Raw genomic sequence first — 17,065 nt, forward strand, 5'->3', positions numbered from 1 at the left:
GGATTTTTCTAAGTTCAATTTAGTAAAAGTAGATAAGTATCAGTATGCTAATTAGATCACATAATTTGGCAGATTGGTATAAAATCACAATAAAACCCCTCAATATTTCAGCTCTATAAAATAATAATACCAATCTGCTTATATATGGGGTCTATTTAACGTTAAGAAAATTACGCTAGAACTAGGCAAAAATTTTTGTATCTAGTTGTTCTAAATAAAAAATTTTTAACGACGTTATAGTGAAATTTAATTCGTTAAATTGATCAAAGATTTATGCAGGTTGGTATAAAAACATATTCTCAATATCCCTTTTTTAAAATACGTTTTTCTAACTTTAGAATAATACCTTTATTTATCGACTCTGATTAGTTATTGCTCTAATCTCAATTTATGATCTGTTCAATTATATAGTTTATAAAATGTGACAGAGCTCGTTTAAATAAAATTAGAATAATAAGGGCTTAATAATGAGTAAAATTGAAAATCATCCACATGGGATTTTTTGTTGGTCGGAACTTTGTACGCACAATTGGAAAGAGGGTAAGGCGTTTTATACCTCATTATTTGATTGGGGATATGACGATCAGCCTATTGGGGAGGATATATATTACACTATGCTACAAAAGCAAGATGATGATATAGCCGCTATGTACGAAATGCCTGAAGAGCAAATTAGTGCAGAGATACCAAGTAATTGGTTGGCCTATATTGCAGTCGATAATATAGATGACTGTGCTGTAAAAGCGAAAGAACTGGGTGCTGAAATTATTGCAGGTCCGCATGATGTTATGAATGCAGGACGAATGTTGATGCTAAAAGATCCTGTAGGTGCAACTGTTGCACTATGGCAAGGAAATGAGCATAAAGGTTGTAAGCACTTCGGGGAGTTAAATACGCCTTATTGGCATGAATTAGCAACCAGAGATAGCAAAGTAAGTCGGGACTTTTACTGTGCTTTACTAGGGTGGGAAAGTGAAATAAAGCCTATGGATGGTATGGATTACACTTTATTTTTAGTCGATGGGCAGCCTATTGCTGGTATGCTTGAAATGACAAGCGACTGGCCTGAAGATATTCCTGCTCATTGGATGATTTATTTTGCAGTAGAGAGTTGCGATACAGCAATAAGTAAAGCAATTAGTTTAGGTGGGCAAATATGTGTCCCTGCCACAGATATCCCCGATGTTGGCCGCTTTAGTGTTATATGCGATCCACAAGGTGCTGTATTTTCGGTACTTCAATCAACGATGAATGATACACCTATAGATTGTAAATAAGGAAAGGCTTAGATAAAAATAATTTAAAGTCTGCATTGGTTCAACCAGTGTCCTTAGACTGTTCATTATGAATTAATGTTCAATTTTTCTTGCTATAATATTACAATTAAATAGTTAGTCGCACTGTGAGCACAATGGAAATCGAACAAGATAGTAATTTAACACTCCCTTTATTTCTCCTTGATGAAACATTAAATGAAAGAGATTTAGAGCAACCTGATTTTGAAATTTCTATTTCTCTAAATGATGAGTTGCTGGCCCAAATTTGCCAAAACCCTAGTGAAGATAGCAGTATTGCTATTACTTTAAGTAACTATCAGCTGTTAATCTCTGACTCTATATTCTCAAATGTATTAGAGCAAGAGCATGATGCACAAATAACGTTAACTCATGGGCCACTTTTAAGCGTGGTGCTTAACACCTCAGAGCTGCAAACGTTTGTTTCGCCACAAATGGATATGATGCCTACCTTTGATTTAGGTGATGAGGACGACGAATGAGAAAAATATTAATAAGCGCTGTAGTTCTCATTATTTTAAGTGGTTGTGCATATTTAGGAAATGCTCATTACGATGACGTTTTTGGACCTGAACAAGCACAAGAGCGAATGGTTCCTCATACTACAGGTGCAGGCGCTGATTTTTTACAAAATGTAAAACCTGTGCTCGATACCCGCTGTGTTGTTTGCCACGGTTGTTACGACGCACCTTGTCAGCTTAAGCTCTCATCCCCTGAAGGTATTGACCGTGGCTTGAGTAAAGAACTTGTTTACGATGGAACTCGTTTATTGGCAACAACCCCAAGCCGTTTATTGTTTGATGCAACAAATACTAAGCAATGGCGAGAAAAAAACTTTACCCCAGTGCTTAATGAACGCATGCAAAGTGAAGAGGCTAACTTAGCGGGCAGTGTGTTGTTTAACAGCTTGGTATTAAAGCAAAGCTATGAATTACCAGTTAATGAAGTTTTAGATGATGAATTTGATTTTTCGTTAGGGCGTTCACAAACCTGTGCAACAATGGGGGAGTTTGATAGATTAGCAGATGATCAGCCTCATGGCGGCATGCCTTATGGTTTACCAGGTGTTTCGCGTGAAGAGTTTAATCACTTACAGGACTGGCTTAAAAATGGCGGTAAAATGTCACACATTAAGCCGCCAAGTAAATTTGATCAGAATAAAATAACGGGTTGGGAAGCATTTTTAAATCAAGACGATTTAAAGTATCAGTTATCAGCACGTTATATTTATGAACATTGGTTTTTAGCACATATTTATTTTACGTCAGAAAACCCACAAAGCTTTTTTAAACTTGTTCGCTCGAGTACGCCTCCTGGTGAAACAATAAAATTAATAAATACGCGTCGTCCATATGACGATCCTAAAGTTAGTCGTGTTTATTATCGCTTTATGCAAGAGCGTACAACAATACTTTCTAAAACGCATTTACCGCTTGAGCTTAATGAAGCTAAGTTACTGCGCTTATACGAGCAGTTTATTGCACCAGATTATACAGTTACGCAAATGCCAAGTTATAAACCAGAATCGGCATCTAACCCATTTAAAACTTTTGAAGTTATTCCCATTAATTCAAAATACCAATTTATGCTAGATGAAGCTGAATTGATTATTATGGGCTTTATTAAAGGACCTGTTTGTCGTGGTCAAATTGCATTAAATGTAATTAATGATAATTTTTGGGTGGCATTTGCTGATCCAGGTAAAGTTGCTACGCCTGCTGTAGGCGAAATGCTAATGCAGCATGAAGAAGCTTTAGAACTTCCTGCCGCAGAGGAAAGTAATGCGTTACCTATTTCTAGCTGGGTTAAGTATTCAGTCCGTGAGAAAAAATATTTACAGGCAAAAGTTGAACTTGCTAACGAAATGTTTAAAGGTGGTGAGCATCTTACAACCGACTTACTTTGGAAAGGTGATGGGCATAATAAAAATGCGGCACTGACTATCTTCCGCCACTTTGATAGTGCAACCGTTGTTAAAGGCTTTATTGGTCAAGAGCCTAAAACCACGTGGATACTTGATTATGCGTTATTTGAACGTATTCACTATTTGCTCGTGGCAGGCTTTGATGTGTATGGCAATATTGGCCATCAAATGGTTACACGGCTATACATGGATTTTTTACGTTTAGAAGGGGAGCAAAACTTTTTATCGTTACTTCCAGAAGAAAAGCGTAATCAAATTAAAAAGCAGTGGTATCGTAATTCACCACCAGACTTATCTAAATTCTTTAAAAATAATCGAGAGTTTAGTCAGCCAAGTGGTATCAATTATAAAACTGATGATCCACAACATGAGCTATATACTTTAATGAAAGAAGCCTTAGCGCCAGTTCTAAGTGAACGATACAACTACACTGAAGTGCCAAAGCCGTTAAATGTAATAAGCAACATGCCAGCAAAAACGGTTAACTTGCTACCTCAGCTTTCTTTTATACTTGTAAAGCAAGAAGATAATAGCCATAAGGGCTACACTATTATTCATCATAATGCGCACTATAATATATCTAGTTTATTAAACGAAGATGGTCAGCGTGCTTATGATGAAGATACAGCAACAATCGTTCCTGGCTTTATCGGTGATTATCCAGCTGCTATTTGGTATTTAAATAATGAGCAACAAGTAAATGCTTTTGCTGAGCAATTACCAATGATGCAAATTGAAGCTGATTACCGCGCTTTAAAAAGTAAATATGGTATTCGTCGTACTCACCCACAGTTTTGGCAATACAGCGATATATTGCACGAAACGGCTAAAAAATATCGAGGAATAGAATATGGAATGTTTGACTATAATCGATTAGAGAATCGTTAACGCTTACCTTTATATATGCCCAGCTTTTGCTGGGCTTTTTATTGCTTATTAACTTAAAAACATAATTACTCTGACTGATTTTTTGTTTTATAAAATTAGTCTACACTTAAATAAAAAACAGGCTTTTGCATGTTCGATATTATTAAAAGTGTTAGAAAGCGATATCGATGGGCGTTATTGACTATTGCTCTTTTAATCAGTGGTTCTGCTCTATTGTTACAATATGGTTTTTCCGTTCAAAAATATGATGCAAAAGTTATTAATATTGCTGGTAAGCAAAGAATGCTGTCGCAAAAAATAGCGTGGCATAGCAATGCCATACTCAGCATTAGTAATTATTCACCACTTCATACAGAATCGCTTGAGAAATCTCTCAATACATTTAAAAAATCCCACCAAACACTATTAACAAAAAATTCTGATGATGAATACATTTATTTAGATTCAGCATTAGTGGATTTATATTTTGGTGCAACTACTGGCTTGGATAAGACAGTATTAGAATATGTGGAGCAAACTGAGAGGCTTTTGTATCAAGAAGGTGAGGTAAACCAGTCTCTTTTTTCAATAGGGCATGTTGAAACGCTATTAGCTACGCTTGATAAAGCGGTTAGCTTATTTGAGTCCCAAGCTGTTAAAAAAATTAACAGAGTCGCCAACCTAGAGATATTATGCTGGTTATTGGCAATGGTGCTGCTACTTGTTGAGCTAAGATTTGTTTTTATGCCAATGGAAAAAGAGATTTCAGATACGCTTATAAAACTACAAAAACAAAAAGATTTTGTTCATCAAACAAGCCAAAATAAAGAGCACTTTATTGCTAGAGCAAGTCACGAATTTAGGACACCTTTGCAAGGGCTTATTACGTCTATTGAGGATCTGGAGGTTTCTGATACTCAGCAAAGCGTTAAAACCCAAGCTAATTATTGTGCGCTTAGGTTAATAGCTATATTAGATGAGCTACAGGACTTACAGGCTTTAAGCGCAGGTAAATGGATACCGCATTTAAAAGATGAAAACCTTTTAGAGTCGTGTAACAAAGTAGTAATAGCTTACGAGTATGCGTGTCAGCAAAAAGGTCTAAAACTAGTTAGTTGTTTAGATGAATCGTTAAATTGTGTATGTAAATTAGATCACCAACGTTTGCAGAACACACTTACAGAATTAATTAGTAACGCTATTAAGTTTACGACAGAAGGTGAAATTACTGTCTCTGCAAAGCTTTTTAATGATGAATTTCATTTAACGGTGAGTGACACTGGCAGTGGCTTTTCGAAGAAAATTACTGACCTGGAATTTGACTCATTTAAACAAACCAATCACTTTCAAGGGTTAAGAACAGGCATAACCCGGGTTCAATACGTTGTAAAAGCACTGCATGGTGAAATTACTTTTACAAATAATAAAACTCATGGTGCTTTGGTGTCTTTGTATTTACCAGTGACAATAAGTAAAGCCCTCCCAACACCTCTTAAAGTAAACGACAAGCTAACGTGTTTAGTCGTTGAAGATAATCCATTAAACACCATGTTATTAACCCGTATACTTGGCTTGCTAAAATTAAACTATGACTGCGCTGAAAACGGCAAAGTCGCGTGCGATATGGTGAGTGAAAATCAATATGATATTATTTTTATGGACTTAAATATGCCAGTAATGGATGGGTTTGAGGCTATAAAAAAAATACGATCAGAGCTTAATAAAGTAATGCCAATTATTGTTATAACAGCAAACACCTCACAAAATGATATGGAGCGAGTTTATAAATACGGCGCTAACCTTCATATTCATAAACCAATAAGTCAGCAAGCAATTAAAGACGCATTAAATAGTATTAGCGTTGTGAATGAAATTAATTAATTTTGCAGATAACAAGCTTGCTAAGCACTTTTAATATGCGTTAATTTACTGTTTTAAGGTCTATTAGGGAAAGTTAGTGCAGTCAATTACGCTTGAGCAATTTAATGGTTACTTACAAGGGCAAGGCAAAAGTCGTTATGATATATGCAACCTAGATTGGCAAGTGAATCTAGGAGAACATTGGTTGCTTCTAGGTGCTAATGGAACAGGTAAATCTGCATTAACAGCTGCGTTAGTCGGCGAAGCTAAGTGCGAAAGTGGTAAGCGTACAAGTAGTATAAATAAACTTATGCTCGTGTCTTCTGATTCGCATAAACAGTTACTGGCCCAAGAATTAGAGCGTGAAAAGCATAGCCTCGTTAAAGATCTTATATTTACAAAGCATAGTAATAGTGGTGAGTTATTAGCGCAGCTAATAGAATTATTTAAATTTAGCTTATTACTAAATAGGCATTTTAGAGATCTTTCAACCGGTGAAACTCGTAAACTCCTACTTATTAAAGCACTCAGCTCCCATAGCGAGTTAGTCGTGCTTGATGAGCCATTTGATGGACTCGACGTACAATCTTGCCAGCAGCTTAATAAAATACTGATAGCGCTTAGCCACACGGTTACTTTTGTTTTTGTACTAAACCGCCTAGACGAAATCCCTTCATTCATTACTCACTACGGTTATGTAAACCAAGGCAGCTTGTTACATACTTTAGCAAAGCCAAGTAGTGAGCAATTAAGTGACTTACTAAAACTACTCCATTTAGAACATACTTCATTAGATGTGCCATCTCCTGACGCCGATCAAAAGCAAAAGGCATTCACTGGTAATACTTTAGTTAAACTAAGTAATGCTAAAGTTAGTTATAGTGGCGTAAGCATATTCAAAAATCTTAATTGGACTATAAAAAAGCATCAGCATTGGCAGCTTAGTGGGACGAACGGTTCAGGTAAAACCTGCCTATTAAATTTAATAACAGGTGATAACCCGCAGTGTTATGACAACGACATTGAAGTATTTGGTTTTAAACGTGGAAGCGGAGAGAGTATTTGGGATATAAAACAGCATATTGGTTTTATATCTAACGCGCTACATATGGATTACCGCGTAAGTATATCGGCTTTAAATACCGTTATTTCGGGCTTTTACGACAGCATAGGCTTATATCAAAAACCGAGTGACGCACAAACTAATATTGCTCAGCAGTGGCTGGTATTTATTGGTTTAAGTGATAAACAAAACGCCTCATTCACCCAACTTTCGTACGGCGATCAACGTATGCTGTTAATTGTACGGGCTATGGTAAAGCATCCAACGTTACTTATTTTAGATGAACCTTGCTTAGGCTTAGATGAAGCAAACAGGCAACGTGTACTACTACTAATCGAGAAAATTTGTGCTGCCAATACAAGTACTGTGATTTATGTAAATCATCATGCGGCAGACAAAATTAAAGGAATAGAGAACTACTTAAAAATGGAAGACTTTAATTAAAAGCGATGAGAATGTTTGAGCGATACTTCGCTCAAACGTTCTTTATTTTAAAGACGAGTAACGCTAAAACCTTTATCTCGTAGCTGTTTAAGTAACCCGTGTTTTTCAGGTAAATGCAGGGCTCCTACAGCAATAAATAGTTGCTCGTTTGCTAAACGCGGTGTGAGTTGTTTAACCCAATTATTATTGCGGTTAGTTAGCATTACTTGCTCGCTAATTTCACCGTAATTACTGTCATCAAAACTCATGTTGTAGTAATCGGTTAGTGTATCCATATCACCGTTTTTCCAGGCATTAACTAGTTTGATGAAGTAAGTATTAATATCGCTTAGCTGCTCAAATGTTTCTTCAATCATTTCATTGCTCAGTAGCGCCATGCCATCAAACATCTGTAGTTGTTGCTCTAGTGTTTCAAGCTCACCTATTTTTATTTTATGCTCTTTAGCGTAAGCAAGTACTTGCTTATCTATGCCTGTTTTATCTGAATAACCTGCATTTTGAAATTCAATTTGCATCATAGTCACCATAACAGCCCATGGTTTTAAGCCATTAAACATAGCAATATCAATCGACTTTTTAGCAAAGTAGTCTTTTAGCTTGGTATAGTTTTGCTTTGAAAGCTCAGTTTGCAATGTTTTACCGTTGCCTAGCATCATAAATGGCATTGAACGCTGCTGCATTTCAAGGGGTGTGAGTTTACTTATATCAACCTCAACAATCACTTCTTTGCTTGCGCTAATTGCTTCGGTTACATTTTTAGGTAAGCCTTTCATGCTGGCATCACCAACGTGTACAGTGCCGAATAAGTAAGAGCTGACGCCATTTTTTTCTATTTTATATAAGGCAGGAGCTGCATAGCTGTTAAGGCTAAATGTTATAAGTAACGCCAAAATAAAAAAGTGGCTAACACGGATAAGAGCATTCATGGTTTGTCCTTAAATCTCAAAATTAGTAATGTAAATACTAACCTAAATTTACTTCAGAGGTAACGTTAATATAAATGTTAGCGTATTGTTCTCGGTATTACTGGCCGTAATAGTAAAGCCATTTAAGTTGCATAAGCTCTGCACAATAGATAACCCTAAACCGTGGCGCTGGTTATTAGTTCTAGATGAATCTAGCTGATAGAGCGGGTCAAAAATAGCGGTTAGCTGTTCATTACTTAATGGTTGATTTACTTTGTTGCTAACAGAAATGGTCATGTTTGTGTTGTTATTTACCGCAGTTAATTTAATTGGCGCCTCAGGGAGTCCATAAAATAGTGCGTTATCGATTAAGTTACACAAAATGGTATTTAAACTAAATTCGTCAGCATTAAGTGTAAGTTCGTCACTTATCACATTATTTAAACGCGCTTTAATACTTGGGTGCTTAAAGGTCAACTCATCAACAATTTGATTTACTAAGTTATTTAGAATGATATTTTGTGCATTTAATTGCATTGTACTGCTATTTGAGCGCTGCAATAATAATAGGTTGCTAACAATTGTTTTCATGCGCTGTGAAATATTAAGTACATCACTGGTATAGGTGTCGCTAATACGTTTATCGTCTGGGTAGCGAATAGCCACTTCTGAAAGGCTTATTAGTTCAGCTATTGGGGTTTTTAGCTCATGTGCAATGTCGCTTGTTAGGCGTTTTTCATTACTATAGAGTTGCTGATTAACGGTAATAAACTTATTTAGTTCATTACGTATGGGTTCTATTTCTTCTACTTTAAAGTCGCTTTCTATTGTTTGCGCAACACCGGTAATATCGAGTAACTTAATTTGGTCGTTTAAATTGTGTAGCGGGTGCAGGCCTTTATTTACAATACGCGTCACTAAATAGCGCATACCAAACACACCAAGTACACAGGTTAAAATAAAGACCACATCAATAATAATAAGTACTTTATTAAGTTCCGCTGTCGGCGCAGCAATCGCAAGAGTCATGGTATTAAAAACAGCAGAATGAGTGGGATTTTTATCATCTTTTTGGGCTACAAAGTGACTTATAAGTGCGCGGCCATCACGCCCGTTAGGAAGCTCGTAATCTATAATTTTAGATTCGTTTATCGGCATTTCTAAAAAAGGCAGGTTAGCATTTTTATAAAGTTCTAATGAGTCTGAGCGCTCAAACACATCACGGCCATGCCATAACTGGTAAAACTCCGTGGCATCGGCTGCTTCATACTCCGACATAAACTCACCAGCAAAATCAAATTCAACCACGTTGTTGTCATCTTCAACTAAGGTTTTTAAGTAGTTAGCTTTGTTAGTTAAAGACTGATTGAACTGATCTTCCACCCAAGTATCCACACTTAAATCAACGGTTAAAAATATGGTGAATAAAATCACCGAAAGTACCGCGCTAATATTATTAACCAGTTTACGTTTTATTGAGTGACTTTTATTTTGTTGTTGCGACATAACCAAATCCACGTTTGTTTTTTATAGGGAGCTCGCCATCAAACTGTCTTACTTTTTTTCGTATAGTAGATATGTGTGCTTCAAGCGCATTTTTAGAGAGCATATCGAACTGACCTACTACTGCTTCACTTATAAACTCTAGTCCTAACACCCGCTCAGGAGTATTAAATAAGCATTCTATTATTTTATATTCATTACGCGTGAGCTCAATGGCATGTTGCTTGTAATGAAGCGTTTTAAGCGAGAGATCTAATACGCAGTCGCCTACGGTCAGTGTATTTTGTTGGTTTTGCAGTGAACCACGGCGAAGCAATGCAAGGACTCGAGCATGGAGTTCTTCAAACGAAAATGGCTTAGTTAAATAGTCGTCAGCGCCTTTCATAAGGCCGTTAATTTTATCTTGAGGTTCACTTCGTGCAGATAAAATAAGCACACGGCTTTGGCTATTACTGCTACGTAGTGCTTGTAAAATACTCATGCCATCAACACTCGGCAGCATTAAATCAAGTACCAGGAGGTCGTAGTTTCCAGTCAGTGCCATGCTTAAACCTTCTGAGCCATCACCGGTTTCATCTACGGTAAAGCCAAGGTTGCTAAGGCCAACTTGCAAGCTGCGTCTTAGTGCTTCGGAGTCTTCAATAACGAGGATTTTCATGTTTACTCGGTTTATAAAAATAGCCTTGTTACTTTAACAAGGCTTTATTATCAAGTCACTTGGTTAATGATACCAACCGTTTGTATAAGCTAAGTTACCTAAGTTCGCGTGGGCGAGAGCTTTTTTAATCAGTTGCTCATCGTTTTCACATGGTACAAGCTGATTATTACTATACGTATAGGTGGTTGCTGGTTTTTGTGGTTGCAACACCACCACTTTATTACCGTGCATATAGGCAAAGTTTTTGTCGTATTGCATCATGGCGCGTTGTTTATTGTTGCTAATTGGCTTTGATAAATCATGGCCTATCATAGGGTGCTTGCCACTTGCACCAATTAAAGACAGTAAAGTCACGGGAATATCGAGTTGGCTGGCTAGCTGGTCATCGCGTTTATGGGGAATGCCTTTACCAAAAATAACGGCCGGGATTTTAAAGTGATCAACAGGAACTAAGCTCGAGCCCGATACGCGTGAATCGTGATCTGCAATAACTATAAATACAGTGTCGTCCCAGTAGCTCGATTTTTTAGCTTTTTCGATAAACTTACCTAGTGCGTAATCGGCATACTTTGCAGCATTATTTCGGGTTTGCTTTTGCTTGTCGTACAGCGTTATTTTATCGTCAGGAAAGTCATATGGGCTGTGATTAGAGCTTGAAAATATAAGGCTCAAAAATGGTTTATTCTGTTGTTTAAGTTTAGTGAGTTCGAGATCTGCTTGGTCGTATAAGTCTTCGTCTGATGCGCCCCACGAGCCATTAAAATCTATTTTATTAAAGTTATTAGTATCTACAATATCTTTAAAGCCATTACCTAAAAAGAAGCTGCGCATGTTATCAAAGTGGCTTTCGCCACCATAAATAAATTGTGTGTTGTAATTTTTCTTCGCTAAAAAGTCAGCAATAGTAAAAAAGTCACGTTGTGATTTATCAAGCTTAACAACCGCACGCGATGGTGTGGGTGTAAATCCTGTAATTACCGCCTCAATTCCACGTACCGAGCGTGTGCCTGTTGCATATAAATTATCAAATCCCCAGCCTTGTTTATAAAGGGCGTCGATATTAGGTGTAAGCGGTAAACCGCCCAGTGTGCCTACGTAACGAGCGCCTAAACTTTCTTGTAAAATAATGACTAGGTTTTTTGGCTTACCTGTATTGCTTGCTTCATGGAACGTATTTGTTGGGGCAGCTGAGTCGCTAAATTTGGCCTGCGTATTTTGCATGTTACTGCGTACAATACTAAGCAATTCATCGGTAGGCATTTTGCCATAATACTCTTGGCTTGATTGCTCGTTAGAGAGTTGTTTTACCGCAAACGCGACGCTATAAAGTGAGTTAAGGGTTAAATCGTTAAGTAAGTGATCAGTAGAGAACGAGACCATAGCGGGGTTTAGCGGCCTGTGCCCTAATGAATTACGCGCGCCTAAAATAGTTAAGCACACTAAAACAAGCGCTAAAATTGATTGGTTTAGTCTCGTTAGTGATGACTTGCTTTGCCATTGATTGCTAAATACTTTACTTGCAAATTTACAGCTTAAAATAAGTGCTATAAAAGCAATAAGTACCTCTAACTTATAGCCCGAAAAAATCATTTTTGAGACTTCTTTAGGGTAAATTAAATACTCTATAAATAAGCGGTTAGGGCGTAAATCGTATTCGTTTATAAATGTAGGTGTAATCACTTCAAAAAAAACAAGTAAAGCCGACATAGCCACTAAGTAAATTTTAATTAGGCCGCGTACTTTATTTTGCCACCCTATGCTTTGCATAACTAAAGTCAGTAGTAATGCGGGCATAATAATGTAGCTTAAAGTGGCTATATCTACCCTTAAGCCGCCTATAAATATAGACAACCACGCATGCGATCCAAATACACGCTCACCTTGCCAAACACTCAAACCAAAGCGGGCAAGTGTTAAAAAACTCAGTGCCAAAATAGTAAATACAACAAAAATCCATACAGGGCCAAGTGCTTGCTTGACTGTAAAATTATTACTTTTAAGTGTTAAGCCCATAATACAGCCCACCAAATAAGAGCAGTAATTAGCATGGCTATAAACACACTGGCTGAGGCAATATCTTTAGCGAGACCCGAAAGCTCATGGTATTCGCTGCCAATTCTATCAACTACAACCTCAACGGCTGTATTTACCAATTCAGCAAACAAAACAAAAAGCAGGCTGGCTATCAGTAATAACTTGTCGCTTAATACAATTTTTTGTAGCCACACAAACACACCTAGTAACGAAAATAGTACTAGCTCTTGTTGAAACGCGGCTTCAAATCGGCTCATCCATTTTAAGCCGTTAAAAGAATGACTTAAGGTAAAAATAAGGCGCATTAAGCCTTGGCGTTTTATAACGGTTTTATTACTCATAGTTGTATTTCGCTTGGTGTTGTTTGGCAGCTAGCAAGTAAATCGAGCGATGCCTGATACGTTTTGCTTTTAATGCCAATTAAATTTAAAAGGGTGTGAAAAATATTGTTGTGTGAGCGTGCAGCAGTGGTGTCTAAATTAGCTAAGCAGGTATTGGTAATACGCTGATTATGCTCATCAGCCCACATATAAAGGGGGACGTGTGTTTGTGTGCTAGGTGCAAAGCTATACGGAAAACCATGTAAATACGCACCGGCTTCGCCAAGTGATTCACCATGATCGGAGACATATAAAAATTGCTTATCTATGTTGTTTGGCAGCATTTTTAATTGATCAATTACTTGGGCGTTAACAAAGTCGCTGTACGCAATTGTATTGTCGTAGGTATTAACTAATTCATCGAGAGAGCAGTTTTGAATGTCGCTTCTGTCGCACGTGGGCGTAAATTGCTTAAACTTTTCTGGGTAGCGCTTAAAGTAGGTTGGTCCGTGTGAGCCCATCATATGTAGGACGATAACGGTATTAGCTTGGCTTAAATTAGCGAGTTTGCGTTTAAGTGGAGCAATAAGTGCTTCATCAAAACAATATTTCCCATCGCAAAGCGCTGATGCAGCGGTTGAAATATCAATGTTAACAACACGGGTGCATACGTTTTTACAGCCGCTGTTGTTATCAACCCACAGTACGTCGCTGCCAGCTTGTTGTGCTAAGTCAACCAGGTTTTGTTGATTGTCGGCTGCTAATCGATCAAAGTTATCTTGTGTTTGCAGTGAAAACATACACGGCACAGACACTGCAGTAGCGGTGCCACAAGACGCCACATTATTAAAATACGTCACATTATGCTTTTGTGTATAAGGATTGGTGTTGCGCTTATAACCTTGATAAGCAAAGTTTTCTGCTCGTGCGGTTTCGCCAACAACCATAACGGTTACGCTGGTGATGTTAGGCGCAATTAAAGTGGGTGTTGTATCTATATTTTTAAACTTTATATTGGTGTACAGCAGTTGATCGCGCATATATTTATAACCGCTGGAGAGATACTGAAATGGGATAATTTCTTTTTTCAAAATGCGGTTATTACGGCCAGTAGCTGCATAGTCGGCGTAAAAGTTTACGACCACTAAAGCAATTAGTGAGCAGCACGCTACAATAAGTTTTATACGACTAATCGCTTCTTGATGGGGGCGAGTAAAGTGTATTTTTACTTTGCTTAATATAAAAACAGGTAGCGCACAAAATAGCAGTAAAAAGCCTATGAGCTGTGGATTTAAATAGCTCAGCGCTTCGCTTGAATCCGTTTCGAATGTGTTTTGAATCATTGAATAGTCAAACACGACGCCGTAATTTAATGAGCCGTAAAGCACGGCACTCGAAATTATCAGTAAAAGGTAATTAAGTGGCTTTAGTAACCACCTAACCGACACTATCGAAAAGAAAATAATTAAAAGGCATAGCAAAAGCAGAGGCACTGAAAGTAAAAACAGCCACGAAAAAGAAGCAAGGGAGGTGATGGCACTAAACGAACCTTGAATAAAAGGAATGTTTATAACTAAGCAGTAATAACAGGCAATCATCACTACAAAGGCGTTTGCACTACAGTGAATGTAAAACCGTTTACTACGATTTGGCTTTTTTTGTGTTGGTGTTTGGCTAGTTACGTTCATATTTAGGCTCGTTTAAAATAACAACGCCATGCTATGTAACAACACTTAAGAGTCGCTTAAGAGAACCTACGCATTACCTGAAGGTGATAAATAATTTTATTTATCAAAATATTCTTAAAAATTAATCAAACCTTAAATAAGGTATATAAGAATAGTGAATTTCTGAGAATAAAATTAGAGCATAAAAAAACCACTACCAGCTTGTATAATGAATTTTAAAACCTGATAAATTGCCTTTTAGTCTTTTTGTTAGATTAACTTTGGTGTTGACTTAAAGGGCCTAGCGCGGTACTAATATAAAAAGAGAGCGAAGGAATAACCTTCGCGATAATTGAACAAAATTTGGTATTAATTACATGCTTACAAATGCACTTAACCTAGTCCTGATTATTATCGTGGTGATTATTCCCGCGAGGGCTTCGTAGTGCTTTAAAAACTTAAGCATTAAAAAAGCCCTCCGCACCTAACCGTTCGGAGGGCTTTTTAGTTTTAAGCCTAAAGTTCTAAGCGTAAAAATGTAATTGGGTTGTCACTGAGGAATGAGGGTTTTATTAATGACAGGCGCAGAACTAACAATCGACTTATTGGCCAAACACGGCGTAAATGAAGTATTTGGCTACCCAGGCGGAGCTATTATGCCAATTTACGATGCGCTGTATGGCGCGCCAGTCAAACACTACCTTACTCGTCATGAGCAAGGTGCAGGGTTTGCAGCTGTTGGTTATGCTCGCAGCACGCGTAAATTAGGTGTGTGTTTTGCAACATCGGGTCCAGGTGCAACTAACTTAATCACTGCCCTTGCTGATGCGATGATGGACTCAGTGCCATTATTGGCGATCACCGGCCAAGTGCCTACTGCAGCCATTGGTTCAGATGCTTTCCAAGAAATAGATGTACTAGGTATGTCGCTTTCGTGTACTAAGCACAGCTACATGGTTGAACGAGCTGAAGACTTAGCAGAGATATTACAAGAAGCGATTCATTTAGCGCAAAGTGGCCGACCGGGTCCTGTACTTGTCGATATCCCAAAAGATATTCAAATGGCGCAAGTACCTTTTAAACCTTGGCTTGCAGCTGATGAATACTTACCACAATTAGATTTAAATCAAGTTGCTATTGCTAATCAATTACTTAGTGAAGCAAAACAGCCTGTAGCGTACGTAGGCGGTGGTGTACAAGCCGCTGATGCGCAAGACGAGCTAATGCAGTTTTTAAATAAAACGCAAATGCCGGCTGTATCAACACTTAAAGCATTGGGTAGTGTACTACCAGATTACGAACACTACTTAGGTATGCTAGGTATGCATGGTACTCAAGCGGCTAATATTGCTGTGCAAGAATGTGATGTGCTTGTATGTATAGGGGCGCGCTTTGATGACCGCGTAACGGGTAACTTAGCTAAATTTGCAGCTAAAGCCAAAGTAATCCATTTAGATATAGATGCCGCTGAAGTCGGTAAGCGAAAACCTGCTAAAGCCTCATTAATTGCTGATTTAAAAACCTCTTTACCAGCGCTTGAGTGCTTTGTAACACCAAAAGCCTGGTGTGACACAAATAAAGAAATGAATATTAAGCACGCGTGGCGTTACGACTACCCAGGTGAGAAGGTTTATGCACCTTATTTACTTAGTCAGCTTAGTGAGCGTATGCCAAAAACTGGCGTTGTGTGCTGTGATGTTGGCCAGCACCAAATGTGGGTCGCGCAGCATATGAAATTTAGCCATCCGAGTAATCATTTAAGTAGTGGTGGCGCAGGCACAATGGGCTTTGGTTTACCGGCTGCTATTGGCGCACAAGTAGCACGCCCAGATGACTTTGTAATTACCGTGTCGGGTGATGGCTCAATCATGATGAATATTCAAGAGCTTGCCACTATTCGCCGTAACAATTTACCAGTAAAAATACTAATATTAGATAACCAGCGTTTAGGTATGGTTCGCCAATGGCAAGAGCTGTTTTTTGAAGGGCGCTACTCTGAAACTAACCTTTCAGATAACCCTGACTTTGTTCAACTAGCTGCAGTGTTTGGTATTCCTGGGCAAACAATTACCCACGCTAACCAAGTTGATGATGCTATTACAGCATTAGTTAACAGCAAAGGTCCGTACATAGTACATGCCTGTATTGATGATAAAGAAAATGTTTGGCCACTTGTACCACCTGGGGCTGCTAACGACGAAATGATGACGGAGAAAGCAAAATGAAACATAGCCTAACTATTGCATTAAAAAGCCAAAGTATAGCGGTAGAGCGCTTTTTACGAGTGGTGCGTCATCGTGGTTTTAACCTAACGCATTTTCAGCTCAATATAGATGATGGTTTATATAACGTAGCCATGACGGTAGATAGTGATAAACCTATTCACCTATTAACTAGTCAGCTAAATAAGCTGGTGGATGTTAAAGAAGTCACTTTACAAAATTTACAGCACCAACAGGCTGTGTAATTACGAATAAAAAAATAATTTACGAGTAACTGAGTCACTCGGTTATTCACCAATTTTA

The 17,065-nt window shown here is 37.9% G+C and carries 13 protein-coding genes; 7 read left to right on the forward strand and 6 right to left on the reverse strand.

Annotation, left to right across the window (positions count from 1 at the left end):
• Nucleotides 1-467 precede the first annotated feature (467 nt).
• The 5 genes from GQR55_RS06140 (at nt 468) to GQR55_RS06160 (ending at nt 7,453) form a co-directional block, all read left to right on the forward strand.
• Entirely contained in the window at nt 468-1,277 is an 810-nt protein-coding gene (locus tag GQR55_RS06140) for a VOC family protein (protein WP_166419882.1), read from the forward strand.
• 134 nt (nt 1,278-1,411) lie between these two features.
• Nucleotides 1,412-1,777, forward strand: a complete 366-nt coding sequence (locus GQR55_RS06145) for a hypothetical protein (protein ID WP_166419883.1) — start codon at nt 1,412-1,414, stop codon at nt 1,775-1,777.
• The gene (locus tag GQR55_RS06150) at nt 1,774-4,107 is read left to right on the forward strand and encodes a fatty acid cis/trans isomerase (protein ID WP_166419884.1); all 2,334 of its coding nucleotides are present in this window, start codon (nt 1,774-1,776) and stop codon (nt 4,105-4,107) included. Before GQR55_RS06145 ends, GQR55_RS06150 begins: the two co-directional genes overlap by 4 nt.
• Before the next feature lie 129 nt (nt 4,108-4,236).
• Complete coding sequence (locus GQR55_RS06155; RefSeq protein WP_166419885.1) at nt 4,237-5,967, forward strand: response regulator; 1,731 nt, start codon at nt 4,237-4,239, stop codon at nt 5,965-5,967.
• Nucleotides 5,968-6,043: 76 nt separating this feature from the next.
• Nucleotides 6,044-7,453: an ATP-binding cassette domain-containing protein gene (locus GQR55_RS06160; protein ID WP_166419886.1), complete on the forward strand. Its 1,410-nt coding sequence runs from the start codon at nt 6,044-6,046 to the stop codon at nt 7,451-7,453.
• A 47-nt stretch (nt 7,454-7,500) separates the two neighbouring features.
• Here the strand turns inward: GQR55_RS06160 and GQR55_RS06165 are convergent, their stop codons facing one another.
• From GQR55_RS06165 to GQR55_RS06190, 6 genes are all read right to left on the reverse strand, one after another.
• Nucleotides 7,501-8,379 (reverse strand): TraB/GumN family protein, encoded by an 879-nt coding sequence (locus GQR55_RS06165; RefSeq protein WP_166419887.1) that lies wholly within the window; start codon nt 8,377-8,379, stop codon nt 7,501-7,503.
• A gap of 48 nt (nt 8,380-8,427) precedes the next feature.
• Complete coding sequence (locus GQR55_RS06170) at nt 8,428-9,864, reverse strand: HAMP domain-containing sensor histidine kinase (protein WP_166419888.1); 1,437 nt, start codon at nt 9,862-9,864, stop codon at nt 8,428-8,430.
• A complete protein-coding gene (locus GQR55_RS06175) occupies nt 9,845-10,519 on the reverse strand; it encodes a response regulator transcription factor (RefSeq protein WP_165728082.1) in 675 nt (224 codons plus the stop codon). Before GQR55_RS06175 ends, GQR55_RS06170 begins: the two co-directional genes overlap by 20 nt.
• Before the next feature lie 63 nt (nt 10,520-10,582).
• Entirely contained in the window at nt 10,583-12,532 is a 1,950-nt protein-coding gene (locus GQR55_RS06180) for an LTA synthase family protein (RefSeq protein ID WP_166419889.1), read from the reverse strand.
• Nucleotides 12,523-12,894 carry a diacylglycerol kinase gene (locus tag GQR55_RS06185; RefSeq protein WP_165741080.1) on the reverse strand — a complete coding sequence of 124 codons (372 nt, stop codon included), beginning with the start codon at nt 12,892-12,894 and terminating at the stop codon, nt 12,523-12,525. The genes GQR55_RS06180 and GQR55_RS06185 overlap by 10 nt, the downstream gene beginning before the upstream one ends.
• On the reverse strand, nt 12,891-14,561 hold the full coding sequence (locus GQR55_RS06190; RefSeq protein WP_166419890.1) for a phosphoethanolamine--lipid A transferase: 1,671 nt from the start codon (nt 14,559-14,561) through the stop codon (nt 12,891-12,893). The genes GQR55_RS06185 and GQR55_RS06190 overlap by 4 nt, the downstream gene beginning before the upstream one ends.
• Before the next feature lie 554 nt (nt 14,562-15,115).
• Between GQR55_RS06190 and ilvG the strand changes: the two genes are divergently transcribed.
• Both ilvG and ilvM read left to right on the forward strand, forming a co-directional pair.
• Complete coding sequence (gene ilvG / locus GQR55_RS06195) at nt 15,116-16,765, forward strand: acetolactate synthase 2 catalytic subunit (RefSeq protein ID WP_165728086.1); 1,650 nt, start codon at nt 15,116-15,118, stop codon at nt 16,763-16,765.
• The gene (ilvM, locus tag GQR55_RS06200; RefSeq protein ID WP_165728087.1) at nt 16,762-17,007 is read left to right on the forward strand and encodes an acetolactate synthase 2 small subunit; all 246 of its coding nucleotides are present in this window, start codon (nt 16,762-16,764) and stop codon (nt 17,005-17,007) included. Before ilvG ends, ilvM begins: the two co-directional genes overlap by 4 nt.
• The last annotated feature ends 58 nt before the right edge of the window (nt 17,008-17,065 follow it).

This window comes from Pseudoalteromonas sp. Z1A8, assembly GCF_011378855.1.
Classification (GTDB): domain Bacteria; phylum Pseudomonadota; class Gammaproteobacteria; order Enterobacterales; family Alteromonadaceae; genus Pseudoalteromonas.